The organism is Streptomyces sp. NPDC048278 (assembly GCF_040652195.1).
Taxonomy (GTDB): domain Bacteria; phylum Actinomycetota; class Actinomycetes; order Streptomycetales; family Streptomycetaceae; genus Streptomyces.
The window spans coordinates 301,196-325,195 of sequence record NZ_JBEZLP010000007.1; the positions used below are offsets into that span (position 1 = coordinate 301,196).

General features: G+C 69.4%; 21 protein-coding genes. 11 read left to right on the top strand and 10 right to left on the bottom strand.

Annotated elements, in window-relative coordinates:
- The first annotated feature begins 104 nt into the window (after positions 1-104).
- Entirely contained in the window at positions 105-797 is a 693-nt protein-coding gene (locus AB0D74_RS15940) for a PaaI family thioesterase (RefSeq protein WP_362585855.1), read from the top strand.
- A 104-nt stretch (positions 798-901) separates the two neighbouring features.
- On the opposite strand, the gene acnA is transcribed toward AB0D74_RS15940, so the two are convergent.
- Complete coding sequence (gene acnA, locus AB0D74_RS15945; protein WP_362585858.1) at positions 902-3,523, bottom strand: aconitate hydratase AcnA; 2,622 nt, start codon at positions 3,521-3,523, stop codon at positions 902-904.
- A gap of 129 nt (positions 3,524-3,652) precedes the next feature.
- Between acnA and AB0D74_RS15950 the strand changes: the two genes are divergently transcribed.
- A complete protein-coding gene (locus AB0D74_RS15950; protein ID WP_362585861.1) occupies positions 3,653-5,002 on the top strand; it encodes an MFS transporter in 1,350 nt (449 codons plus the stop codon).
- A 79-nt stretch (positions 5,003-5,081) separates the two neighbouring features.
- On the opposite strand, the gene AB0D74_RS15955 is transcribed toward AB0D74_RS15950, so the two are convergent.
- Together AB0D74_RS15955 and AB0D74_RS15960 are read right to left on the bottom strand one after the other, a co-directional pair.
- Entirely contained in the window at positions 5,082-5,945 is an 864-nt protein-coding gene (locus tag AB0D74_RS15955; protein ID WP_362585864.1) for an FCD domain-containing protein, read from the bottom strand.
- Positions 5,946-6,025: 80 nt separating this feature from the next.
- Positions 6,026-7,126, bottom strand: a complete 1,101-nt coding sequence (locus AB0D74_RS15960) for a lactonase family protein (protein ID WP_362585867.1) — start codon at positions 7,124-7,126, stop codon at positions 6,026-6,028.
- An 84-nt stretch (positions 7,127-7,210) separates the two neighbouring features.
- Between AB0D74_RS15960 and rraA the strand changes: the two genes are divergently transcribed.
- The gene (gene rraA, locus AB0D74_RS15965; protein WP_362585870.1) at positions 7,211-7,696 is read left to right on the top strand and encodes a ribonuclease E activity regulator RraA; all 486 of its coding nucleotides are present in this window, start codon (positions 7,211-7,213) and stop codon (positions 7,694-7,696) included.
- Positions 7,697-7,983: 287 nt separating this feature from the next.
- Here rraA and AB0D74_RS15970 read toward each other — a convergent pair whose 3' ends face one another.
- Positions 7,984-8,547: a helix-turn-helix domain-containing protein gene (locus tag AB0D74_RS15970; protein ID WP_362585873.1), complete on the bottom strand. Its 564-nt coding sequence runs from the start codon at positions 8,545-8,547 to the stop codon at positions 7,984-7,986.
- Between the two features lie 119 nt (positions 8,548-8,666).
- On the opposite strand from AB0D74_RS15970, the gene AB0D74_RS15975 reads away from it, so the two are divergent.
- Both AB0D74_RS15975 and AB0D74_RS15980 read left to right on the top strand, forming a co-directional pair.
- A complete protein-coding gene (locus AB0D74_RS15975) occupies positions 8,667-10,148 on the top strand; it encodes an MFS transporter (RefSeq protein ID WP_362585875.1) in 1,482 nt (493 codons plus the stop codon).
- Positions 10,149-10,366: 218 nt separating this feature from the next.
- The gene (locus AB0D74_RS15980; protein ID WP_362585878.1) at positions 10,367-10,867 is read left to right on the top strand and encodes a DUF3291 domain-containing protein; all 501 of its coding nucleotides are present in this window, start codon (positions 10,367-10,369) and stop codon (positions 10,865-10,867) included.
- A gap of 119 nt (positions 10,868-10,986) precedes the next feature.
- Here the strand turns inward: AB0D74_RS15980 and AB0D74_RS15985 are convergent, their stop codons facing one another.
- Positions 10,987-11,643 (bottom strand): TetR/AcrR family transcriptional regulator, encoded by a 657-nt coding sequence (locus AB0D74_RS15985; protein WP_362585881.1) that lies wholly within the window; start codon positions 11,641-11,643, stop codon positions 10,987-10,989.
- Positions 11,644-11,765: 122 nt separating this feature from the next.
- Between AB0D74_RS15985 and AB0D74_RS15990 the strand changes: the two genes are divergently transcribed.
- From AB0D74_RS15990 to AB0D74_RS16000, 3 genes are read left to right on the top strand one after another with little or no spacing between them, the layout of a single operon-like run.
- The gene (locus AB0D74_RS15990; protein WP_362585884.1) at positions 11,766-14,594 is read left to right on the top strand and encodes an amino acid permease; all 2,829 of its coding nucleotides are present in this window, start codon (positions 11,766-11,768) and stop codon (positions 14,592-14,594) included.
- The gene (locus tag AB0D74_RS15995; RefSeq protein WP_362585887.1) at positions 14,587-15,414 is read left to right on the top strand and encodes an SDR family oxidoreductase; all 828 of its coding nucleotides are present in this window, start codon (positions 14,587-14,589) and stop codon (positions 15,412-15,414) included. Before AB0D74_RS15990 ends, AB0D74_RS15995 begins: the two co-directional genes overlap by 8 nt.
- Positions 15,411-16,379, top strand: coding sequence for a patatin-like phospholipase family protein (locus tag AB0D74_RS16000; RefSeq protein ID WP_362585889.1), 969 nt, complete (start codon positions 15,411-15,413; stop codon positions 16,377-16,379). The genes AB0D74_RS15995 and AB0D74_RS16000 overlap by 4 nt, the downstream gene beginning before the upstream one ends.
- A gap of 594 nt (positions 16,380-16,973) precedes the next feature.
- On the opposite strand, the gene AB0D74_RS16005 is transcribed toward AB0D74_RS16000, so the two are convergent.
- A complete protein-coding gene (locus AB0D74_RS16005; RefSeq protein ID WP_362585892.1) occupies positions 16,974-17,570 on the bottom strand; it encodes a TetR/AcrR family transcriptional regulator in 597 nt (198 codons plus the stop codon).
- Between the two features lie 148 nt (positions 17,571-17,718).
- On the opposite strand from AB0D74_RS16005, the gene AB0D74_RS16010 reads away from it, so the two are divergent.
- The 3 genes from AB0D74_RS16010 (at position 17,719) to AB0D74_RS16020 (ending at position 20,042) form a co-directional block, all read left to right on the top strand.
- The gene (locus AB0D74_RS16010; RefSeq protein ID WP_362585895.1) at positions 17,719-18,738 is read left to right on the top strand and encodes a zinc-binding dehydrogenase; all 1,020 of its coding nucleotides are present in this window, start codon (positions 17,719-17,721) and stop codon (positions 18,736-18,738) included.
- Positions 18,739-18,811: 73 nt separating this feature from the next.
- Complete coding sequence (locus AB0D74_RS16015; RefSeq protein ID WP_362585898.1) at positions 18,812-19,270, top strand: nuclear transport factor 2 family protein; 459 nt, start codon at positions 18,812-18,814, stop codon at positions 19,268-19,270.
- Positions 19,271-19,274: 4 nt separating this feature from the next.
- Positions 19,275-20,042, top strand: coding sequence for an SDR family NAD(P)-dependent oxidoreductase (locus tag AB0D74_RS16020; RefSeq protein WP_362585901.1), 768 nt, complete (start codon positions 19,275-19,277; stop codon positions 20,040-20,042).
- 770 nt (positions 20,043-20,812) lie between these two features.
- On the opposite strand, the gene AB0D74_RS16025 is transcribed toward AB0D74_RS16020, so the two are convergent.
- From AB0D74_RS16025 to AB0D74_RS16040, 4 genes are all read right to left on the bottom strand, one after another.
- Entirely contained in the window at positions 20,813-21,760 is a 948-nt protein-coding gene (locus AB0D74_RS16025) for an NADP-dependent oxidoreductase (protein WP_362585904.1), read from the bottom strand.
- A gap of 117 nt (positions 21,761-21,877) precedes the next feature.
- Positions 21,878-22,558, bottom strand: coding sequence for a DsbA family oxidoreductase (locus AB0D74_RS16030; protein ID WP_362585907.1), 681 nt, complete (start codon positions 22,556-22,558; stop codon positions 21,878-21,880).
- Positions 22,558-22,728, bottom strand: a complete 171-nt coding sequence (locus AB0D74_RS16035; protein ID WP_362585910.1) for a hypothetical protein — start codon at positions 22,726-22,728, stop codon at positions 22,558-22,560. Before AB0D74_RS16035 ends, AB0D74_RS16030 begins: the two co-directional genes overlap by 1 nt.
- 104 nt (positions 22,729-22,832) lie before the next feature.
- Positions 22,833-23,900, bottom strand: coding sequence for an LLM class flavin-dependent oxidoreductase (locus AB0D74_RS16040; protein ID WP_362585913.1), 1,068 nt, complete (start codon positions 23,898-23,900; stop codon positions 22,833-22,835).
- Between the last annotated feature and the right edge of the window lie 100 nt (positions 23,901-24,000).

The following is a 24,000-nucleotide window of genomic DNA, read 5'->3' on the forward strand; positions in this document are numbered from 1 at the left end:
TGTCATAGTCTAGCGTGAACGCGGCTATAGCAGCTGTCATAGCCGTCCAGGTGGATGACGGAGACCGTCCGGATCCCGCCCCGCCCACCTCTCTGAGAAGACTGATGTATACACCTCTGCCCGATCGGCCGGACACCGGCACTCCCAACCCGCAGACGACGGCGCACGACCTGGATCGCCGGAAGGCGGCTGTCACCCGTCTGGGCCGCGAGTTGCGCGCCCTGGTGGAGGCCACCGTCCGCACCGCGGCCTCCCCGGAGACCCTCCACCGAGTGGCGGACGGCGTTCGCCAGGTCGCCGGAGAACTGACCGGGCGGCAGCGGAGGCGGGCGGAGATCCCCGAGGTCGACGAATTCCCCGTCGGGGCGCGCATGTACAGTCCCGTCACCGGGGCTGGGAGCCCGCTGGCCCCGCCGGTGCGTGTGGAGTCCACCGGCGACGGCCTGCTCGGGCGGTGCACGCTCGGACTCGCCCACGAGGGCCCGCCCGGTTACGGGCACGGAGGCATGAGTGCGATGCTCCTCGACGAGCTGATGGGGCGTGCCTGCGCGACGGCCGGAATGCCGGGCATGACCGTCTCTCTCCGGATGACTTACCACCGCCCCGTGCCGCTGGAGACTCCGCTCCGTATCTTCGCTCGTGTCACCGGCACCGACGACCGTAAGGTCTTCGTCGACGGAACGATCGTCACCGAGGCCGACCCCGCCAAACCCCTGGTCACGGGCGACGGAGTGTTCGTCATGCCGGACCCGGAGCGGGTCCGCGCTCTGTTTCCCGGGATGAGCCAGGAAGCCTGACGACGACGTGGGTCGATGAGGGCGAGGCCGACGGCCTCGCCCTGGCGTCCGCGAGTCCGGCAGCCGGTCGCGGAAGCCGCGTGTGCGCTCCGAACTCGCCTCGCTCAGGAGCTGAGCGTCCGGCGGACGACGTAGGGCAGAATGCCGCCGTGCCGCAGGTAGGCGAGTTCCTGGCGGGAGAAGATCCTGAGCCTCAGCTCCGCGGTCGTCTCGGAGCCGTCCGGCCTCCCGATGCGCAGCATGAGGCGGTTGGTGCCGACCGTCAGGTCGTCGAGCCCCTCGAAGGAGAGGTCCTCCGCACCGGTGAGGCCGTATGCCGAGCCGCTGTCGCCGTCGGCGAACTCGATCGGCAGGACGCCCATGCCGATCAGGTTGGACCGGTGGATGCGCTCGTACGATTCGGCGACGACGGCCCGGACCCCGAGCAGTGCCTGGGCCTTGGCGGCCCAGTCGCGGCTGGAGCCGGCGCCGTAGTTGCGGCCGGCGACCACGACCAGGGCGTGCCCGGCGTCCCGGTGGGTGGCGGCCGCCTCGTACGCGGGGAGGACGGACGAGCGGTCGGCGGCGTATGCGTGTCCGCCCGGCGCCGGCTGGTCCGGGAGCAGCAGGTTGGTGACGGTCGCGTTGGTGAAGGCGCCGCGCAGCATCACCTCGTGGTTGCTGCGGCGGGTGGAGTACTGGTTGAGGTCGCGCCGGGCGGTGCCGCGTCTGGTCAGCCAGTGGCCCGCGGCGCTGGTGGCGGGGATGGCGCCGGCCGGGGAGATGTGGTCGGTGGTGACGTCGTCGCCCAGGTGCAGCAGGAGCCTGGCCCGGTCAAGGCGCAGTCGGACCGGAGGTTCCGGTGACAGGCCCGTCAGATGCGGAGGCCGGCGTATGTAGGTGGAGTCCGGGTCCCAGGGGAAGTGGGTGCCGGCGGGGGCCTGGATCTGTTGCCAGGCCGGGGTGCCCTGCCGGATGCGGGAGGCGTTGTCCCGGAACATCTCCGGGCGTACGAACTCCCTCACCCGCGCGGCGACTTCTTCGTCGGAGGGCCACAGATCCTTGAGGTGGACGGGGGTGCCGTCGGTGCCCGTGCCCAGAGGCTCTTGGTCGAAGTCGTGCAGGATCGAGCCGGCCAGGGCGTAGGCGACGACCAGCGGCGGGGAGGCCAGGTAGGACAGGGAGATCCGTGGGTTGACGCGGCCGGCGAAGTTGCGGTTGCCGGAGAGCACGGCGACGGGTTCGACGGCGTTCTTCGCGGCGAGCCGCTCCATCTGCGGGTGCAGGGGGCCGGAGTTGCCGATGCAGGTCATGCAGCCGAAGCCGACGATGTGGAAGCCGGTCTTCTCCAGTGCGGGCAGCAGATCGGCCGCGCGGAGGTAATCTTCGACGACCCGTGAGCCGGGGGAGAGGGAGGTCTTCACCCAGGGCTTGGCGGTCAGGCCGGCCGCCACCGCCCGCTCGGCGAGGAGCCCGGCCTGCACGACCAGCGTGGGGTTGGCGGTGTTGGTGCAGCTGGTGATCGCGGCGATGGCGATCGGGCCTTCCGGCAGCGGTTCGTCGAACTCGCCTGTCTCCACGGCGTAGTTGTCGGCGGGTCGCGCGGCAAGCCGGTAGGACTCCGGTACGGACGACAGCGGCACCCGCTGGTGGGGCAGGCTGGGCCCGGCCAGGCTGGGTTCGACCATGCCGAGGTCCAGGTCGATGACCTGGTCGTAGCGAGGCTCGGTGCCGTCGTCGGTGCGCTTGAGGCCCTGAGCGGTGAGGTAGGCGTCGACCAGCCGGACGTGCTCCTCGTCCCGGCCGCTGAGCCGGAGGTAGGCGGCGGTCTCGTCGTCGTACGGAAAGAAGACACAGGTCGCCCCGTACTCGGGTGCCATGTTGGAGACCGCGGCGCGCTCCGCCCAGCCCAGGCGCGCGACACCGTCACCACAGAACTCGACGAACTTGTTCACCACGCCTTCGGCACGCAGCAGTTCGGTCAGGGTCAGGGCGAGATCGGTGGCGCCGACACCCGGGCTCAGCCGGCCGGTGAGGCGGACGCCGACCACCTCGGGGTACTGGATGGTGACCGGCTCGCCGAGCATGGCCGCCTGGCCCTCCAGGCCTCCGACGCCCCAGCCGACCACGCCGAGTGCGTTGATCATCGGGGTGTGGCTGTCGGTGGCGACCAGCACGTCCGGATGCAGGACCGGCAGCCCGTCGTCATCCGGGTCCGTCACGCACACCACCTGCGCCAGGGCCTCCATGTTGACCTGGTGGATGATGCCGGTGCCGGGCGGGACCACGCGGAAATTGTCCACGCTGCCCTCGGCCCACTTCACCATCCCGTACCGCTCGCCGTTGCGCCGGAAGTCGATCAGCAGGTTCCGCTCGACGGCGTCGGGGCGGCCGTACTCCTCGACGATGACGGAGTGGTCCACGGTCAGGTCCACCGGGATGGACGGCTGCAGCCGCTCGGGGTCACCGCCGAGTTCGGCGACGCTGTCGCGCATCGCCGCGAAGTCGGCCAGGGCCGGCAGGCACGTGGTGTCGTGCAGCATGATCCGGTTCGGATGCACCGGCACCTCGCAGGCGCCCTTCCCCGCCAGCGCCCGCGCGGCAACCTCCGGGAGGGCTTCGGGTGCCCGGCGGGCGATGTTCTCCAACAGGATCCGCATGGCGTACGGAAGCCCCGGCAGCCGATCGGACGGCAGCAGCTCGTCAAGCGGCCGGTAGCGGTAGGAGAGACCGCCGACGGTGAGCACAGCGGTGCGATGGCAATCGGAACTCAAAACCTGACTCCGGGTCTCTTGACGCGGCGAAGAACACCCCCAATATTGTCTCAAGCCGCTCATTGATACAACCGCTCTTGCCTGAGCCGTCTGGAGCTCCGTATGGCGATCAACGTCGATCCGAGCGAGGCCACCGCGACGATGCGTACCGTTTCCCGGCGCATCCTCCCGTTCCTCTTCGTGCTCTACGTCGTCAACTACATCGACCGCGCGAACATCGGCTTCGCCGCCCTGCAGATGAACAAGGAACTGGGCCTGAGCAGCCAGGCCTTCGGCCTCGCGGCCGGACTGTTCTTCTGGGGCTACTTCCTCTTCGAGGTGCCCAGCAACCTGGCCCTCGCGCGCTTCGGCGCGCGCCGCTGGATCGCCCGGATCCTGGTCAGCTGGGGGCTCCTCGCCACCGTCATGGCGTTCGTGCACTCCCCGGTGCAGCTGTACGTGCTGCGTTTCCTGCTGGGTGTCGCGGAGGCCGGCTTCTTCCCCGGCATCGTCATCTACCTGACGTACTGGTTCCGCAAGAAGGAGGTCGCCACCGCGACGGCCCTCTTCCTCACGGCGATCCCCGCCGCGTACGTCATCGCCGCACCGCTCAGCGCGCTGATCATGGACCATGTCCACTGGTTCGGACTCAGCGGCTGGCGCTGGATGTTCATTCTCGAAGGCGCGCCGGCCGTGGTGCTCGGCATCGCTTGCTACTTCGTCCTCACCGAGAAGCCCGCCGACGCGAAGTGGCTCACCGAGCGACAGCGGGAGTGGCTGACCGCCGAGCTGGAGCAGGAGCAGGAGGCCAACCCGCACGCCAAGAAGCTGAGCACGCTGAAGGTCATGGCCGATCCGAAGGTCCTGCTCCTGGCCGTGGTCTACTTCGTCTACCAGGCCGGCAGCCTGGGCGTCGGCTACTGGCTGCCGCAGATCGTGAAGGGCTTCTCGTCCGGCCTGAGCAACACTGCGGTCGGCTTCATCAGCGCGATCCCGTACGTCGTCGCCGCCGTCGGCATGGTGTGGTGGTCGCGCCGCTCCGACCGTACCGGTGAGCGCAAGATGCACTCTGCGATCCCGCTCGCGCTGGCCGCCGTCGCCCTGATCGCCGCGGGCTTCGCCCACTCCGCGGTGCTCGGCATGACCCTGATCGCCATCTCCCTGACCGGCATGTACAGCTTCAAGTCGCCGTTCTGGGCGCTGCCGACGCAGTTCCTCACCCGCTCCACCGCAGCGGTCGCCGTCGCGGTGGTCAACTCCATCGGCAATCTGGGCGGCTTCTTCGGCCCGTATGCCATCGGCTGGGTGAAGGGCTCCACCGGAAGTGCCACGGGCGGGCTTGTGTTCCTCGGTGGTCTGACGGCGCTGGCCTTCGTGCTCACCGTCGCCATACGGATCAACGGCGCCACCAAACCTCCGAGCGGGCGACGGCGGACCGGTGAGACACAGCAGCCGTCGTCCGTCACGCCGTAGTCGTCCGGAGCTGTCGGCCCGGATCTCGACAGCCGGCCCCGCCGCGTCGGCGGCGGGGCCGGCTGCTCTGTCACAGGTACTAGGTTTCGGGGCCGGCCCCGGTCTTCACCGACCGCACCTTGCCCAGGTGTTCGTGGAGAAAGGCCGAGGCCTCCTTGAGGTCGCCGTTCTCGACCAGGTCCAGGATCCGCAGATGCTCCCGGGTCTGATTGGCCAGGCGGGAGCGGTCGAGCTGGTGACGGTACTCGATCAGGCGGCGCAGCCGGTTGACCCGCCGGACCGAATCCAGCAGGAACTGGTTGCCGGAGCAGCCCACCAGCATCTCGTGGAACGACGCGTTGACCTGGAACAGCTCCGCCCGCGGCAGGAGCAGGATGTTCCCGTGCAGCAAGGCCTCCTGCTGCTGCCGGTGCACGGCGAAGGCCTTGTGGTCCGGGGTGAAGCCGGGTTCCAGGAGCGCGGCGGGCTCGATGATCATGCGGAACCGGTAACTCTGCGCGTGAGCCTCGACCGTTGCCATGACGTGCTGGAATTCCCAGCCGCGCCCGCCCGCTTTGCGCCGTACGAGATCCTCGGCCTCCATCCGGGACAGCACGCGGTCGGCCTGTCGCGGCGTCAGACGGTAGCGGCGGGCGATGTCCGCGGAGGTGAAGGAGCCGCTGAAACGTCCGCCGACATAGTCGTCCGCGATCTCGAAGTACGCCGCCTGCTCCACGTCCTCACCGTCGGTGAGGTCGGGGCGGGAGAGCGCGCCTGCGTCACGGGCCAGGAAGAAGCCGCGGTTGGGCACGCGGTCCAGGATGCCCACCTCGGCGAGGAAGAGCATCGCCTTGCGCACCGGCGTACGGGAGACCTCCAGCTCGTCCGCCGCCCACTGCTCGGTGATGTGCGCGCCTTCGTCGAGACCGCTGCGACGCATCAGGTCCACGAGCTGCGTGGCCATGGAAGTGGTCAGGTTCAGCCGTGACATGGCCCCCTGCGCTCTGCGCGTGATGGAACAGGACACCTCATCCTATGAACCCCTCACGGGAAGAGGACACACACGGGTGAGCCGGTCCGTACGACCGCGCCGTTCGGGCGTGGAAGGCCCGTGCCCGGGTCCACGTCGAAGACGACTATGGAGTGACTGCGCTCGTTGGCGGCGTACAGTTTCCTGCCGTCCGGACCGAGACAGAAGAAGCGGGGCCGGATGCCCTCGGTGGACGTCCAGCCCACGGGCGTCAGCATGCCGTCCTCCACCGCGAACACGCCGATGGTGTCGGGTTCGGGACCCCCGGGGGTGCTGTCCCCGGCGCCACCGCGATTCGACGCGTACACGAACCGCCCGTCCGGGCTGACCGCGATCTCCCCGCCACGGCTGTCGCCGGTCGTCGTGGGCGCGGTACTGGACAGTGTCTGGACGGCTTCGAGCGCTCCGTCCCGCGCGTCCCAGCGGTACGTGGTGACGGTCGAGCGCAGTTCGTCGATGGTGTAGGCGTACGGAAGGCGCGGGTGGAAGGCGATGTGCCGGGGACCGGCGCACTCTCGGGCCGCGGCCGACCGCAGGTGACCGAGCTTCCCGGAGTCCGGCTCCAGAGTGAGCGTGAAGACCTGGTCCAGGCCCTTGTCCGGTACGACGACGAAGCGGCCGTCGGGGGTGAAGGGCACGTGATGTGGCTTGGAACCGGTCTGGTCCGTGCGGTGTGGGCCGGGCTCGCCGGGCAGGGCGAGGAGATCCGAGACAGGACCGAGCCGTCCGTCGGCCAGCAGCGGCAGGGAGGCGACGCTGCCCGAGGAGTGATTGGCGACCACCAGGAAACGGTCGGTGGGGTCGACCGCCAGGTGCGCGGGATTGCGGCCACCGGTCTCCTGCCGCCCGAGGGCGCTGAGCAGCCCGCTGTCCGGGTCGATGCGGAAGGCGCTGACGTAGTCGAGGTCGCCGTGGGCGGCGTACAGGAAACGCCGGCTGTGGTCGGTCGCCAGGAAGGTCGGATTGTCGAGGCCGACGGTCTGGAGGAGCGTCCAGACATCGCCCCGAGGACCCACGTCGTACACCTCGATGCCCTTGCCCCGGCCTTCACGCGCCGCTGTGGTGCGGGAGCCGACATAGGCGACGGCGCCTGTCCGGCGATCGGTTACGGTCATGGGCATATTGTATTGGTCTGCCTTCTGATACAAAAGGGCGGCGTGTGTCGCACCCGCTCACAGCCCCGTCGCCCTGGAGGCCCGATGTCCACCACCCCGGTTCCCACCGCCGACCTCGTAGACCGCTACGGGGAGGAGCTGCGTGTCTGTGACACGCAGCTCACTTCGTACGGCTCGGTCCGTTCCTTCTGCGGCCCCGTCCGCACGGTCTCCTGCCATGACGACAATGCCTTGCTGCATGAGCTGCTGCGCAAGCCCGGCGACGGGCACGTGGTGGTCGTCGACGGCCTTGCCTCCCTGCGCACCGCACTCCTCGGCGACATCATGGCCACCCGCGCCCGGGACAACGGCTGGGCGGGCCTGGTCATCCACGGCGCCGTCCGTGACGTCCCCGCACTGGCCGGCATCCACCTCGGGGTACGGGCCCTCGGCGCCAACCCGCGCAAGAGCGGCAAGGCCGGCACCGGGGCCGTCGATGTCCCGGTCACCTTCGGCGGGGTGACCTTCCATCCGGGCGACATGTTGCACGCCGACGACGACGGCGTCGTACTGCTGCCGAATCCGTCCTGAGACCTCGACGACGTGCCTCTGCGCCGGCTGCCGCGGACGCCCGGGCCGCGCCCCTGCTTGCCGTCGGTAGGAATGGCCATCCCGTCCCGAGGGGTCTGTCCGGGAAAAACTGATCCGAATTCTGCATGCCTTTGTGTAGCGATCGAGTCCGTCGACGCGACCCCAACGCCCCTGCTCCGCACGTCGCTGTGGGGGATGCCGGTCTGGCTGCGTTGGCCGTCGACGGGGCCGTATGGCGTCGAGGCGCTGTGCGCTTGCGTGCGCGGCGCCGCGACTCGGTGTGCAGATCATGCATCGCGTATACGTAGTCCGGCGAGCACCGCGTCGAGCATCGGTTGTCGGTACTGCGGAGTGCCGGGGATCTTGGCCACGGCGACAACCAGATCAAGGATCTGGTCGAGATCGAGTCCGGTACCGATCCGGTGTGCGTCCTGGGCGGCGGTGAGCAGAGGCTGGCCGGCGGAGAGCATCCGGCCCCGGGTGTCGAAGACGGGGTTGTCGGTGTCGGTCTGCTCAACGAGCGCGATGACGACGGGCCGCTTGGTGGTGACGTACTGGAAGAACCGGCGCAGCCAGTTGGCGAGGCGCTCTTCCGGGTCGTCGCCGTCGATTGTCGCAGCGGCGGCGCAGACCTCGTCGACCTCACCGGAGAGCAGTGCTTCCAGAAGTTCGTGGCGGCTCTTGAAGTTGCGGTAGAGGGTTGCGGGGTTGACCCCGGCCCTTCGGGCGATCTCGGCCATCGACGTCGCGGGCCCGTCCTCGGCGAACGCTGCGCGGGCGGCATCCAGGATCCGCTGACGGTTGCGGACCGCGTCGGCCCTCTTCGAGGGCGAGGGTACATGGTCAGCCATTCGAACATCCTTGCGTGCGAGGCCGAAGCTCAGTTGCGTAAACGAAGAGGGTGTTCGTATCATCCGAACTGCCACTTCGTTTCACTCGGAACTCTAGCTCCTCGACCAAAGGATCCGCCGTGAGCGCAGCAAACACCCCCATCGCCCCGACCGGGGCGATGGCGATGAGCGGCCCTCCGTATCCCGTCCGCCGCTGGCTCGTACTGGTGATCTGCTGCCTCAGTGTGGGTGCGACCGGCATCAACCTGACCATCGTCAACGTGGCGCTCCCGTCGATCAGTGCGGACCTGCACGCCTCGCTCAGCAGCCTGCAGTGGACGGTTTCCGTCTATTCCCTGGTCATGGCCTGCCTGCTGATACTTTCGGGCTCGATGGCCGACCGCTTCGGCCGTAAGCGGATCTTTCAGCTTGGGCTGACGATATTTGCCCTCGGCTCCCTGTTGTGCAGCCTGGCGCCCGGCGTGGGGTGGCTGATCACCTTCGTCGGCGTGCAGGCGGTGGGCGGCTCGATGCTCAACCCGGTCGCGATGTCGATCATCGTCAGCGTTTTCCCCGACCGTGGTGAGAGAGCACGCGCGATCGGTGTGTGGGGATCCGTGATCGGGGTCACCATGGCAGCCGGGCCAGTCCTCGGTGGCCTGCTGGTCAGCGACATCAACTGGAGGTCGGTGTTCTGGATCAGTGTTCCGATCGGGGTCGCCGCCTTCGTTCTTGCCCGCAGGTTCGTCCCCGAGTCCAAGTCCGCCCGGGCCCGTACCTTCGACCCGTACGGCCAGGCGCTGATCATCGTCTTGTTCGTGTCGGTCATCGCCACCACGATCGAGGGCCCCCGCCGCGGGTGGACCGATCCCTGGATCATCGCGTTGATCGTGCTCGCCGGCGCGGCTCTGATCGGGATTCTCCTTGTGGAGCCCCGCCGACCTGAGCCCCTGATCGACCTGCGGTTCTTTCGCAGCCCTCCGTTCTCCGGAGCGAATCTGATCTCTCTGATGATGACCGCTGGTCTGGGCGGGTTCCTGTTCCTCAACACTCTTTACCTCCAGGACATCCGCGGCTGCAGCCCACTGCGCGCCGGTGTCATGGTCATTCCGATGGCCGCAGGCCAAGCCGTCGCCGCCACTGCCTCCGGGCGACTCGTCGCGGCCCGACGCAACCGTCTCGCCCTTGCGCTGGGCGGTGCCCTCCTGGCCGCGGGCGCCTTCCTCCTCGTCGCCCTGACCGCTCATACCGCCATCGCTTGTCTGCTGGTCGCCTACGCCGTCTTCGGCCTCGGCGCGGGCATGGTCAGTCCGCCGGTCAGCCACACTGCCGTAGCGGGACTGCCGCTGGACCAGGTCGGCGTCGCAGGCGCACTCGCCGCCAGCGCCCGCCAGTTCGGCAGCGCCATCGGAGTCGCGGTCGCCGGCTCGATCGTTGCCAACTCCCACAGCGGGTTCATCCAGTCGAGCCACGCCGCCTGGGTCGTCATCGGAGGCTGTGGACTCGCCGTGCTGGCGCTGGGCATCATCTCCACCGGCAGCTGGGCGAGGGACGTGGCCGCCCGGAATGGTCGGCGTCTCACCGACCGCGCCGACGACAGAAGCGAATATCGCCCGGCTTGACGTGTTGTCGGCTTCACTTCCCTGCGGGCCTCGCCTCGAACTGTGATTCCCCCCCGGACCGTCGCTTCGAGGCTACCGGGAGACGGATCGCGTCGGCCCACGGGCGTTGCTGCTCCACGGTCGATATGACGTGCGGGCAGTGCGGTGGGAACGGATTTCCTGTTCGGAAAACATAGGCACGGGCCGACAGCCCGAGCCCTTGGCGGAAAGCGGCCGGCATGAGCAGCATCGCCCTTTACACCTTCGGCTTACTCGATCCCGCAGCGGGACCGTCCAGGCTGGACGACTTTGCCAGGCGCGGTCGCGAAGTCTTCAGCGCCAGCGATCAGGCGTCCGGATTTCTTGGCCGAGCCGAAGGGGCCGAGGAGCCCGCGACATATTCGCCCGGTGAGGACTTCGGGCGCTGGGGTCTCTACGCGTTGCCCCTCGACCTTCCGGACTTCGAGGATCACGACCCCCAACTCCATATCGCCACGCTGAGCCTGTGGCAGGATATCGAGAGCGCGCGCCTCTTCGTATACAGAGGACTCCACGGGCAGGCTCTGAAAATCCGATACGACTGGTTCCTGAAGGGGCCCTGGCCCGGCCACGTTCTCTGGCGTATCGAGGACGGCACCGTACCTCTCTGGTCGGACGGTGTGAGCAGGCTCGAAGCTCTCGCCAAGGACGGGGCATCGGCCGAACGGTTCACCTTCGGCTCACGCTTGAGCCGAGCATGACGCCGCCGAGGCGGCCGCCATGTTCGCGTCTTTGAGCCCTTCGCCGAGTGTCCACGAGAAATCGACCCGAGGTTTCGCTCCGATCACGGCCAGCGCGAGCGGCGGGGCCGCCCCGAGGGTCAGTCGGGGGCGTCGTTCCGTGCCCGGAGCACCGCGTCCACGAGCAGGTCGAGCACCTGATCGGCGTCCGTTGCCTCGGGATCGGCCAGCCAGGCGAGGGCGAGCCCGTCGAAGGTGACGGCCACGAACTGGGCCAGCGCAGCGGCCCGTCGGGGTTCGAGATCCTGGAGCGCAGGGGCCAGGGCGAGTGCCGCCAACTCGCGGTAGCTGCGGTACTGATGCCGGGCCAGATCGCGCATCGACGGGCTCCGCAGCGCGAGCGCGGTGAGCTCGTAGTAGCCGAGCTGGGTGCCCGGGGCGTCGCCGGTCACCTCGGCCCACGCGGCCCGGAGCCCCGCCCGCAGATCCTCGGCCGTGGCACCGCCGCCCGGCCGATCGCCCATGGCGACGGTCTTCTCCAGGCGTTCGACGATCGAGCGGACCACGTCGTGGAGCAGTTCGTTCTTGTCGGCGAACCAGTAGTGGACGGTGCCCTGCGGAACGCCCGCCTCCTCCGCGATCTTGCGGGTCGTCGCCGCGGCCACGCCTTCCCGGCCGATGACCCTGATGGCCGCCGCGACCAGTTCCTCGCTCGTGGTGCGCTGTGCGCGACGGCGCCTGCTCGGTGACGGCGCGGGATCGACGGGATCGGCGGTGGCGGCGGGTTCGGCGCTCATGGGCCCCAGTCTCGCACGGTGTCTCGATTTGGTCACGCGACCAGTATATCTGGTCAAGCGACCAAGAGCGGCGTACATTCACAGCCCTCCAACCTCTCCGAGAGCAGGAAAGAGGAGGATCCGTGAGCGCCTTGGAAAAGGGTGAACGCCGTGTTCTGACCACCCGCCGAGTGGTCTTCCTGGTGATCGCCGCCGCCGCCCCGATGGCCGCCATCGCGGGCAACACCCCCCTGGCACTCGTACGCGGCAACGGGATCTCCCTGCCCGCCGCGTACGTCGTGGCCGCCGGAGTCCTGTTGTGCTTCGCCGTCGGGTACTCGGCGATGAGCAAGCGCGTCGTCAACGACGGTGCCTTCTACGTCTTCGTCGCCCGGGGACTCGGCAGACCCGCCGGCGTCGCCACCGCGTACGTCGCGGCACTGGGCTATCTGTCGCTCACCGTCGGAATGGGTGCGGTGTTCGGCTACTTCACATCGCTGGTCTTCGCCCAGTCCGGCGTGGACGTCCCGTGGGGCGTGTTCACGGCCGTCGGGGTGGTCGTCGTCACCGCCTTCGGGCACCGCAGCGCGGATGTCTCCGCACGGTTCCTCGGCTTCCTGATGGCGCTCGAGTTCGCGGTGCTCCTGGTCCTCGACGTCCTCGTCGTCGGTGACAAGGGCACAGGCGCGTTCCCGGCGGAGTCGTTCTCGCCGGGCCAGCTGTTCGGCGGGTCGCTCGGTATCGCCCTCATGTTCGCCTTCACCAGCTTCGTGGGGTTCGAATCGGCGGCGCTGTACGGCGAGGAGACCAAGGACCCGGCGCGCAGCATCCCCCGCGCGCTGTACATCTCGGTGACGTCGATCGCCGTCTTCTACGTCCTCACCGCATGGGCGGTCATCGGCGGAGCGGGCGGCATCGCGGCCCCCGAGCGGGCCGGCAAGGACCTGGGAAACCTCGTCTTCACGCTGTCCGAGCAGTACGGCGGGACGGCGCTGATGGACGCAGCCGCGGTGTTGCTGTGCACGAGCGTGCTCGCCTCCTGGATCGCGCTGCACAACGCCGCGAGCCGCTATCTGTTCGCTCTCGGCTGGGAGCAGGTCGCGCCCCGCACGCTCGGCCGCTACCACCCGGTGCACCGCAGCCCGTACATCGGCAGCGCCGTCGTCACCGCGGTCACGATCGGCGTCGTCGGTGTCATGGGCCTGGCCGGCGCCGACCCCTACGAGACCATCGCCGCGGCGGTCGTCGGCACCGGCACGCTGTCGATCGTCCTCGTCCAGGCCTTCACGGCGCTGGCGGTCGCGGTGTTCTTCCGCGGTCGCGACGACCGCCGGCTGTTCTCGGGTGTGATCGCCCCCGTTGTCGGCGCCCTGGGCCTCGGCACCGCGTTCGTCCTGGCCTCCAGCAACTACGCGACTCTCACCGGTACCGACAACCCGCTGATCAAAGTCGTACCGATCCTGATCGTCGTCACGGCCGTCGCGGGCGTGGTCGCGGCCCTACGACTGCGCTCCCGACGCCCGCTCGCCTACACCCAGCTCGCGGGCAGCGCCAACCGGCACCGCCCGGACCTGCGCGCTCCGCACGAGCGGCCGACGTACACCCGCCGCTACTGCGTCGTCGGTGCCGGACCCTCCGGCATGATCATGGCCCGCAACCTGCTGCGCGAGGGCGTCCCCTTCGACTGGTACGAGCGCAACCCGGACTTCGGCGGGATCTGGGACCCCGAGCACCAGGGCAGCCCGATGTACGACAGCTGTCACTTCATCAGCTCCAGGTACACCAGCGGCTTCTACGGCGCCCCCATGCCCACGCACCTCCCGGACTACCCGAGTTGGCGGCAGATCCGCGACTACGTCCGGGACTTCGGCCGGCAGTACGACCTCTACCGGCACGTCCGCTTCGGCACCGAGGTGTCCTCCGCCGAGCCGATCGCCGGCGACCGCTGGAAGGTCACGCTGTCGGACGGCACGGTCCACGAGTACGACGGCCTCGTCTGCTGCCCCGGTGTCACCTGGCACCCCAACGAGGTCCGGCTCCCCGACCAGGAGATGTTCCAGGGGACGATCCGGCACTCGGTCACGTTCCGGGACGGTCTGGAGTTCCGCGGCAAGCGGGTCCTGATCGTCGGTGCGGGCAACTCCGGTGTCGACATCGCCTGCGACGCCGCCCGGCATGCCGACGCCGCCTATCTGTCGGTGCGGCGCGGCTACCGGTTCGTGCCCAAGCACGTCGCCGGGCTGCCCACCGACGCCCTGCTCACCGGGAAGCTCGACCCGCCCAAGGGCGTCGTCCTCACCAGCGACGTCAACGCGATGCTCGACGCACTCGTCGGCGATCTGACCCGTTTCGGACTGCCCGCACCGGACCACGATGCCCTGAGCAGCCATCCGATCATGAACACCCAGGTGCTGCACTACCTGGCACATGGTGACCTCGTCGCCCGACCTGACATCGCCCGAGTCACCGCGAACGGCGTGCTGTTCACCGACGGCAGCGAGATCGAGGTCGACGAGATCGTCCTCGCGACAGGCTACGAGTACCGCATGCCGTTCCTCGACCCGGGACTGCTGGAGTGGCGGCAGGGGCATCCGCAGCTCTATCTCAACGTCTTCTCGCGGGAGTTGGACTCCCTGTACGTGCTCGGATTCGTCGAGTTCGCGGACGCCGCCTACAAGCGGTTCGACGAGATGGCCCAGCTCGTCATGATCGACATCAACGCCCGGGAGACCGGCGTCCGCAAGGACGAGCTGACCGAACTCAAGCGCACCGACACCCCCGACCTGCGCGGCGGGGTCAAGTACCTCGACAGCCCACGCCACACCAACTATGTCGAGCGCTCCACGTACATGGCCTACCTCGCAAAGTTCCGCGATCGGTTCGGCTGGCACGACGTCGACGAGCACACCTACGACGCCCAGCGCGCAGACGCGCCCTCCACCACCGCGCCGAAGGAGCCCACCCATGCCTGACCGCCCGTCCCTCGCCCTCGTCACCGGCGCCGCCGGAGGGATCGGCGAAGCCGTCTGCCGCCGCCTTGCGGCACAGGGCCGCACGCTGCTGTGCGTGGAACGGGACGAGGCGCTCGCGGAGAAGGCGGCCCTCGCCGCCGGACCGGACGCCGTCCCCGTCGCCTGTGACCTGTCCGACCGCGAGGCGGTCACCGTGCTGTGCGAGCGCATCGAGGCTGAGTGGGCCGAGCGGCTGGAGCTGGTCTTCCTCAACGCCGGCGTGATCGTCCCAGGCGATGTCGTCGACTGCTCGGCGGCCCAACTCCGCCTCCAGCTGGACGTCATGCTCGGATCCGTCATGGAGCTCGCGGCGTCCTCGGCCCGTGCCATGACCGCGCGCGGCCGAGGTCACATACTCGCCACGGTCTCCATGGGCGGGATCATCGCTCTGCCCGGCTCGGCGGCCTACTCGGCGGCCAAGGCCGGCCTGCGCGCCTACCTCGCCGCCCTCAGCTGTGAACTGCGTGGAAGCGGGGTGGCGGTGAGCGGGATCTACCCCAGCGCGGTCGACACCCCGATGCTGTTCCACGAGGCGACGCACGACGGCAGCCTGCTCAATTTCCTCGGCAAGGTGAGCACCGCGGACGACGTGGCCGACGTCTTCGAACGCGCTGTGCGCCGACGTCGGCTGGAGCACTACCTGCCTTACAGCGACTCGATCCTGTGCCGGTTCCTGGAGACCTTCCCCTGGCTGGTCCCGTCGATGCTCGGACCGGCCGAGGTGATCGGTCGGCGCGGGCGCGCCAAGTACCTGGCGCGCAAGGGCGGCACCCGAGGATGAGGGCTCCCGGCCAGCGGCTGACCGGGCTCCTCGCCGCTCGCACGGCGGCGGGGAGCCGCCCCGGGGCCCGGACCGACGGATACCAGGTCGCGCTGGCCATCGAGGGTGGCGGAATGCGGGGCACGGTGTCGGCCGGCATGGCCCTGGCGGTGCAGGAACTGGGGCTTCTGGCCGCCTTCGACGCAGTGTACGGTGCCTCGGCCGGGGCCATCTCGGCTGCCTGGCTGCTGAGTTCACGTCCCCAGGGTCTCCGGGGCTGGGCGGACCCCCGATTCGCCAAGGCTCTGATCCGCAGACGCAACGTGCTGCGCGGACGCCCCACCGTCGACGTCGAGACCCTGATCGAGGAGATCTACACGAACCAGTTCCCGCTCGACTACCCCTCGGTGCTCGCCGCCCCCATAGAGATGCACCCGCTGGCGACCGCCCTCGACAGCGGTCGATCGGTGGACCTGCATGGTGAGTTGACGGACGAGAGGGCCCTTCGTCTGGCGCTGCGTGCGAGTGCGGCGCTGCCCGTGCTCGCGGGCGGCCCGGTCCTGCTCGGCGGGCGACTCTACTACGACGCGGGTCTGGCCGAATCGATCCCCTTCCGGCAGGCGTTGCGAGACGGCGCGACGCATGTGCTGGTGCTCCGCAGCAGGCCTCCGGCCCGCGACCGGCCGGTCCGGGTGACGCCCTCACCCGGGTCCCGGCTCGTCGCCGCGGTCGCCCTGCGCCGCCACCCGGCCGAGCTGCGGACCACGTTCCTGAACCGGCCCGCCCAACTGGCCGACGACGAACGGCTGCTTGCCGCGTACGACGCCGCGGCCCCGGAATCGCCGAGTGATCCCGTGGTCGTGTCCATCCGTCCCGATGCCTCGGCGCCGCAGGTCGGCCGCCTGGAGACGGATGGCCCGATCCTCCAGGAAGCTCTCCAAGCCGGGTACCGGGCGGCGGAAGAACACCTCGGTGGTCTGCGGTGACCGAGGAGCGAACACGCTCGCCTGACGGGCCGGGCGCCACCTGACTGGTCCATCCGAGAGGCGACGCCAACCCGAGCGGCTCAAGACGACAACGGATCCTGCCGACCTCGGTCGGAGTTGTCGATCTGAGAGGCTCGAAATGCACGCAGGTGTTCTCGGCCTTGGTACGGTCCTCCGGACCGCGTTGTCACGAACGACGAACCCGAAGCCTTCACCGAGGTCAGCGACGGGTGGATGAGAGGGAACAACGGCATCGGGGCCCGGCGCCTCTGCGCGGCCGAAGAGACCGTCGGCCACTTGGCCCTGAGAGCCCTCCACGATGCCTGCAAACGCTCGGGAACCGCTCCGGGCGAGATCGACGCCATCGTCACCTGCATCAGCACGCCCGACACCGTCATGCCCGGCATGGGTGTGCGAGTGCCGGCTCAAGCCATTCTGAATCCGGGCGCGTGGACGTGGCCGGAGCGGGATGTGCGGGAGGGGTGCCTGTACTCCGACTCGGCGCGCGGTTGGTCGAAGCGGGAGCCCGCACGGTGGCCGTGGTGTAGTCCGAGGCGAACAGCCGCATGATCGGTGGGTCCGTGGTCCAGACGATCAGTCCGAAGCGGTGTCCCTCGGTGCGAGCAGCCGCAGGATCAGGTCAACGGTGCGGTCGACCGGAGTACGGCGTGCCGTGGCACCGGGCAGGAGGACGCGGGTCAGGATCGCGCCGAGGAGCATGTCGAAGACGTCGTCGGGGTCCACCGCGGAGTCGACGCTCTCCGCTGGTGCCGCGCGCAGGATGGCCTGGAACCGGGGGCGCGCGGACACTCTGAGATCCAGCTCGGGCGGGCGTGGCCGGGGAGAGGTCTGGTTGTGCGCCAGCAGCCCGGCCGCGGCGGCCCGGGCCGCGGGGGCGGTGAAGACGGTCAGATAGGCGTTCACGAACCGACGCAGATCGCTGCGGAGGTCGCCGGTCGGTCGGACGGCGTTCTCGTCGAGGCCCGGAAAGGTGGCCTCCGCGATGAGCTCGATCCGTGAGGGCCAGCGCCGGTAGAGCGCGGAGGCGTGTACCCCTGCGTGCTCGGCGACGGACTGGATCGTCGTCGCCTCGAAACCACGCTCGACCAGTAGTTCGCGCGTCGCGGCCAGAGCCCGCCCGTCGATCGTCGTGTCGCGCGGTCGGCCGCGGCCTCGTCCGGAATCTGGCACGGTCGTCATCGTATCCGCCCAGGTGGACCAGGTGGCGAGGATAAATTTCAGGAGACTGCATTCTATAAATCAGGAGATGTGGCTACAGTCCATGAACACAGGCGTCCCGCGACGCGAGTGCACGGACGTCCCTGCCGAGGAGCGGCCCATGCGAGCTGCCGTACTGCGGAACAAGACGGTGCGGGTGGGGACGGCCCCGGACCCCGTGCCGGGCCCCGGCCAGCTCCTCGTCCGCTCGCTGGCCTGCGGGATCTGTGCCTCCGACCTCCACTACATGGACCACCCGGAGGCAGGGGAGGACGACGACAGCGGTATGTCCACCTACGACCAGGACGTCGGCATCGTCATGAGGCACGAGTACTGCGTCGAAGTCGTCGGCCATGGGCCCGGTACAGCGCGGCGCATCCCCGTCGGCGCACGGGTCGGCTCCCTTCCGATCCTGGTCGTCCCCGGCGGCCGGAAGATCATTGGGCAGAATCCGGAGGCGCCGGGCGGGTTCGGCGAGTACTTCCTGTTGACCGAGGCACTCACCCGGCTCGTGCTGTCGGACCTGCCCAGTGAACTCGTCTGCGTGGCCGACGCGATGGCGGTCGGTTGGTCGGCCGCCTCGCGCGCCCAGGTCACCTCCACGGAGGTGCCGCTCGTCATCGGCTGCGGCGCCATCGGCCTGGCAACGGTCGCCGCTCTCAAGTCGCTTGGCGTCGGACCGGTGATAGCCGCCGATTTCGTGGCCTCTCGCCGACGGACCGCCCTGGCCATGGGCGCCGACGTCGTCGTGGATCCCGCCGAGCTGTCACCGTATGAGGCATGGCGTGAGGCGGCCGGAGCAGGTGACTCGGGTTGCGTCGTGTTCGAGTGCGTCGGCCTGCCCGGTGTACTCGACTCCGTCATCAAGCAGAGCCCGGGCCGCACCCGTGTCCTGTCGATGGGAGGGCCGCCGCAGGGCGACGTGCTGCACACCCTCACAGCCAAACGCAAGGGCATCAACATCCAGTTCGGCGGCGGGCCGACGACAGACCATTGGAACGAGGCGTTCGACGCCGTCGGCACCGGGCGGCTCGACGTCCGGCCGCTGCTGGGTCGGACGGTCGGTCTGGAGCAGGTTCCGCAGGCGCTCGACGCCGCACGCGCAATGGACGCTCCGGCACGCATCGTCGTCGTGCCCTGAACCCTGGAAAGGATCTGCGCCGGTGGGCGAGGTCGAAGAACTACGTTCAGTGGTAGAGGAGTTGAACCTACGGGTGCGTGCCCTGGAGGACCAGGCGGAGATCGCCCAGCTGGTAGCCCAGTACGGGCCGGCGGTCGACAGCGGCTCGGGAGAGGCGGCCGCACGGCTCTGGACCGAAGACGGCACCTTCGACGTGGTCGGCCACTTCACGATGCGAGGCCACGCCGACATCCGGGGCATGGTGCACGGTGGCGGGCACCAGCACCTCATCCGCAACGGCGCCGCGCACGTACTGACCGTGCCCCACATCCAGGTCGACGGGGACGAAGCCGTCGGCCGCGGTTACGCCCTCAACATCCGCTGGGACGCCGACGCCGACCACTTCCGGGTGGTCCGCGTGTCGGCCAACACCTGGCGCTGGACGCGCACTACGCACGGCTGGCGGGTCGCCGAACGCGTCAACGCCAATCTGGACGGTGCCACCGAACACCGGAACCTCCTGGCTCCCCAGGACGCGGACGAAGGGCAGTGACGTCATGACCGACAAGTACGGGCCGTGGGGAATCGTCGCCGGAGGATCCGACGGAGTCGGAGCCGCGTTCGCCGAAGCCATGGCCGCGCGCGGCATCAATCTCGTCCTGGTCGCGCGGCGGGTACCCCTGCTGGAGAGCGCGGCAGACGCCATCCGGCGGCGGTACGGCGTTCAGGTCCGCACCGTCCCGCTCGATCTCGCGACGGACGACGCCCCGGTCGAACTGGCCGATGCCACGGCGGACCTGGAGATCGGCCTGCTTGTCTACAACGCAGGAAGCGACGACAGCACCGCAGACTTCCTCGACCGGGAACCGGCGGACCACCTGCGGCTGGTGCGACGCAATTGCGTGAGCGCGCTTGAGACGGTCCACCACTTCGGCGCACCGATGGCCCTGCGAGGACGCGGCGGAGTGATCCTCGTGACCTCTGGGGCGGCCTGGGCCGGCGGTGCCACCCGTGCCACCTATGGCGCGACCAAAGCCTTCGGACTCGTCCTGGCCGAATCCCTGTGGGCGGAGTGGCGTGCGCATGGCGTGGACGTCCTTGCTCTCGTTCTGGGCCGCACCGACACGCCTTCCCTGCACCGTCTGCTCGGCGACGAGGATCAACCGCTCGGCGGGCTCGCCGATCCTGCGGAGGCGGCGGAAGAGGCTCTCACGCACTTGGGCGACGGGCCCACCTGGATATCCGGCAGCGCCGACCCAGCCGGTGCCTCCCCGGTGGGTGCCCTGAGCCGCCGAGACGCGGTGCTCGCGATGAACCCACGATGAGCCTTCAGGCCGAGGCGCTCCGGGTTTGACCACCCCAGCCCTTTGAGTACGGTCAGTACCGGGCCGCGAACCTCTCGTTGAGCTTGGCCAGTTCGACGTTCGCCGAGGACTGCTCGGTCACCGAAGATGATCCCGCGCTCGTGATCGCTGTGATCAGCCAGTGCGTTTTGTGCAGTGCTTCCAGAGCCTGAACGGGCTCTTGGCCGCGCCAGTTGACACGAAGACCGCAGGCAGCCTGGGCGAGGGACACCTCGATCCGGTCGTCACGAGCTACCGCTCCTGGTCAGTTCACGTGGCCTGGCTCGGATCCGTTCCCGGGCATCCGCACCGGGCACGGATCCCAGACCGCCCGCTCTGCGATGTCGCCGAGACGAATATCCGCAGCCACGGCATGCGGGTCACCTGCTCGAAGTACCTGGAGATCATGAGGCAGGACGGCCTGACGATCGCCGTCGACCAGCGGACGCCTCGTGTCATCGGCCCCTCTGCTGGACGCCGGCCTGGACGGCGCCGTCCAGGTGCCCGAGACCTTCTCCAGGACCTTGTGAACTCCTCGTCGCCGAAGCGGGTGGGGAGGCCCTCGTGGATGACCTTGCCATACCTTTCCTGCTGGGCCGAGAGACTGTGGATCGGCGAGGCCGGGGCGGAGTGAGCGGACCCCGCAGCGGAGCGGGGTGCGGTCCGGATCGAACAGGCCCGAGCAGGGGGCGTGTTCGATCCGGGCCGCAGTCGTGTCCGCGAGCAGGGCCGACGTCTGCTCTCCGGGGCGGTTACTCGCCGATCGTGACGACGATCTTGCCGCTGGCCTTCCCGGCGGCGATGGTGGCGAGTCCGTCGGTGGCCCGGTCGAGGGGCAGGACGGTTCCGACCTCGACGATCAGGGTGCCGGCGGCCGCCTGCTCGGCGAGCGGGGCGATCGTGTCGGCGCTGGGTGTCGCGAAGACGGTCGTGCCGGTGAGGCCTGCGGCGGCGAGCGCGTCCGCGTCGGGGTGCAGGGTGGTGCTGCCGACCTTCCCGTTCGCGCGGACGGCGGCGAGGGGAACCTCGTCGATGCTGTTCCCCACCAGGTTGACCAGCGCGTCGACGCCCTCGGGGTGGTGGGCCTTCACCTGGTCGGCGACGGAACCGGCGGTGAAGTCGACCACGACGGCGGCCCCCAATCTGGTGAGCCGGTCGGTGTCGGCGGCGAGGCCGGTGGCGACGACGGTCGCTCCGCGGGCGGTCAGGAGCTGGACCGCGTAGGAGCCGACGCCGCCCGTGGCGCCGTTGACCAGTACGACCTGACCGGGCTCGGGGGCGACGGCGTCGACCGCGGCGAGGGCGGCGGCGCCGGCCAGCGGGAGCGCGGCGGCGGTGACGAAGTCGAGGTTCGCGGGTTTGGCGGACACGTTGGTGCCGGGCAGCACCGCGTACTCGGCGAGGACACCGGTCTGGATGGGCGGGACGAGCGGGATGTGGCCGATCACCTCGTCGCCGGGCGCGACATGGCTGACGCCGGCACCGGTCTGCTCGACGACCCCGGCGGCGTCGCGGCCGAGGACGAGCGGGTACTCGTGCGGCATCATCTCGGCCATGAAGCCCGCGGCGAGGACGTTGTCGATGGCGTTGAGAGCGGCGGCCTTGACCTTGATCAGCACATGGCCGTCGGGAACCGCAGGGACGGGCAGCTCGGCGAGGACGGGCTGTTCACCGGCGGCCGGGACGTGCAGTGCGCGCATGACTTTTCCTGTCTGCGAGAGGGGCGCCCCAGCTTGAGGCTGAATGAGGGGGCGGCCTCTCCGGGAGACCGTCGTCGGACGGATGCGTGATGCGTCGTCGGTGTGTGCCGGAGTTCCTCACGCGGTCCTGGTGGACCGGTCCTTCCACGCGGCGTCGAGCGCCTGGAGGAAGGTGTCGACCGGCTGGGCGCCGGAGACCGCGTACTTCTCGGCGAAGACGAAGAACGGCACGCCGCTGATGCCGAGGTGCCGGGCCTGCCGTACATCGGCCTCGAAATCGGCGTCGAACGCGCCGTCGTCGAGCGCCTTGCGGGCCGCGGCACCGTCGAGTCCGATCTCCACGGCCAGCCCGGCCAGCACGTCGTGGTCACCGATGTCGGCCCCGTCGGTGAAGTAGGCCCGGAACAGTCGCTGCACCATGTCGTGCTGGCGGCCCTGGCTCTTGGCCCAGTGGATCAGCCGGTGGGCGGTGCGGGTGTTGGTCGCGACCGCGGACTCCAGGCGGAAGTCCAGCCCGATCTGGGCGGCACGGGCCGTGACCTGGGCGTTCATCGCCTCGGCCTGGGCCCGGGGGAAGCCGCGCTCCTTTTCCAGCAGGTCGGCGAGGTCGGCCGCGTGATCGGTGGGGAGATGCGGCATCAACTGGAAGCTGTGGTAGCGGATCTCGACGTCCGAGCCGTGGGTGAACTTCTCCAGGGCCTGCGCGAGCAGGGTGTCGCCGATGTAGCAGAACGGACACATGATGTCGCTCCACACATCGATGAGGAGGCGGCCCTCCGCATGCTCAGGGGCGTTCATCAGGAGCACTCTCCGTTCATCGCGCACACGCCCACCGAGTCGGCGGGAGCGAGCATCACGAACGCCGCGGGCGCCTCGGTCACGGCGGCCTGTCCTGCGTCGTCCGAGTCCGGCTTGGCTGTGCCGGCCGGGTCCGGAACCGTCTCGGTACTGTTCGGGGTCGCTGTCATCGCGGATGCGCCTTTCTGCTGGTTTCCATCGGGCGCGGACATGTACGACGGGCCTTCGGCACCGATGACTCCGATCGACCGCACGTCGGTGGTCCTGTCCACGTTCATCGCGATACCCGGACGTTCTCGGCGGTCTTGGTGTCCGCGGTTTTGGTACGCCGTGCTACCTCGGCGCGCACGACCGGCGCGACCTCGGTTCCCAGCAGCTCGATGGCGCGCATGATGTCCCGGTGGGCCAGCGGGCCGACGGCGAGCTGGAGCATGGTGCGCCGGTGCCCCAGCACCTCGTGCTGGTGGAGCAGTTTCTCCACGACCTGCTCGGGCGAACCCACCGCGTACGTGCTTCCGGGGCCGTTCTTCGCCGCCATGGATGCCGCCGTCACCGGAGAAAGCCCCCGCTCGGCGCCGACCATGTTGAACAGCGCGGCGTCGGCAGGGAAGTAGAGTTCGGCCGCTTTCTGGGAGGTATCGGCGACGAAGCCGTGAAGGGTGAGGGCGATCGGCAGGGCCGGCCGACCGTAGTGTTCCAGCGCCTCGCGGTACAGCTCCGCCATGGGCGCGAACTGAGCGGCCGTGCCGCCGACCGTGCCGACGGCCAGGGGCAGACCGAGGGACGCGGCGCGCACCACGGAGTCGGGACTGCCGCCTACTCCGACCCACACCGGAAGCCGGGCCTGCACCGGCCGCGGCAGGATGAGCTCGTTGACCAGCGGAGCCCTGAACCGTCCCGACCAGGTGACCGGCTCGGGCTCACGCAGGGCCAGCAGCAGGCGCAGCTTCTCGTCGAACAGAGCGTCGTAGTCGCCCAGGTCGTGCCCGAACAGACGGAACGAGTCGGTCAGCGCGCCCCGGCCGACCATGATCTCGGCACGCCCCCCGGACACCAGGTCGACGGCGGTGAACTGCTCGAACACCCGGACCGGATCGTCCGAGCCCAGTACCGTCACCGCGCTGGTGAGCCTGATCCGTGAGGTTCGGGCCGCGGCGGCCGCGAGGAGGACCGCCGGTGCGGGTGCGCCGAACCCGGGGCGGTGATGCTCACCGAGGCCGAACACGTCCAGTCCGACCTCGTCGGCGAGCGCGATCTCTTCCAGTAGTTCCGGGATGCGCCTGGCGGGCTCGATCCCCTCGCTGACCGCCACGTCGGCGAAGGTGAAGGCGCCTATCTCCATCGTGCACCTCCTGTCCGTACGTGAGTATTCGTCCGCGCCGACGACACATGTGACGCAAGTATTCCACTTACCGGGACTCCGTAGCGGGACGACTGCATCC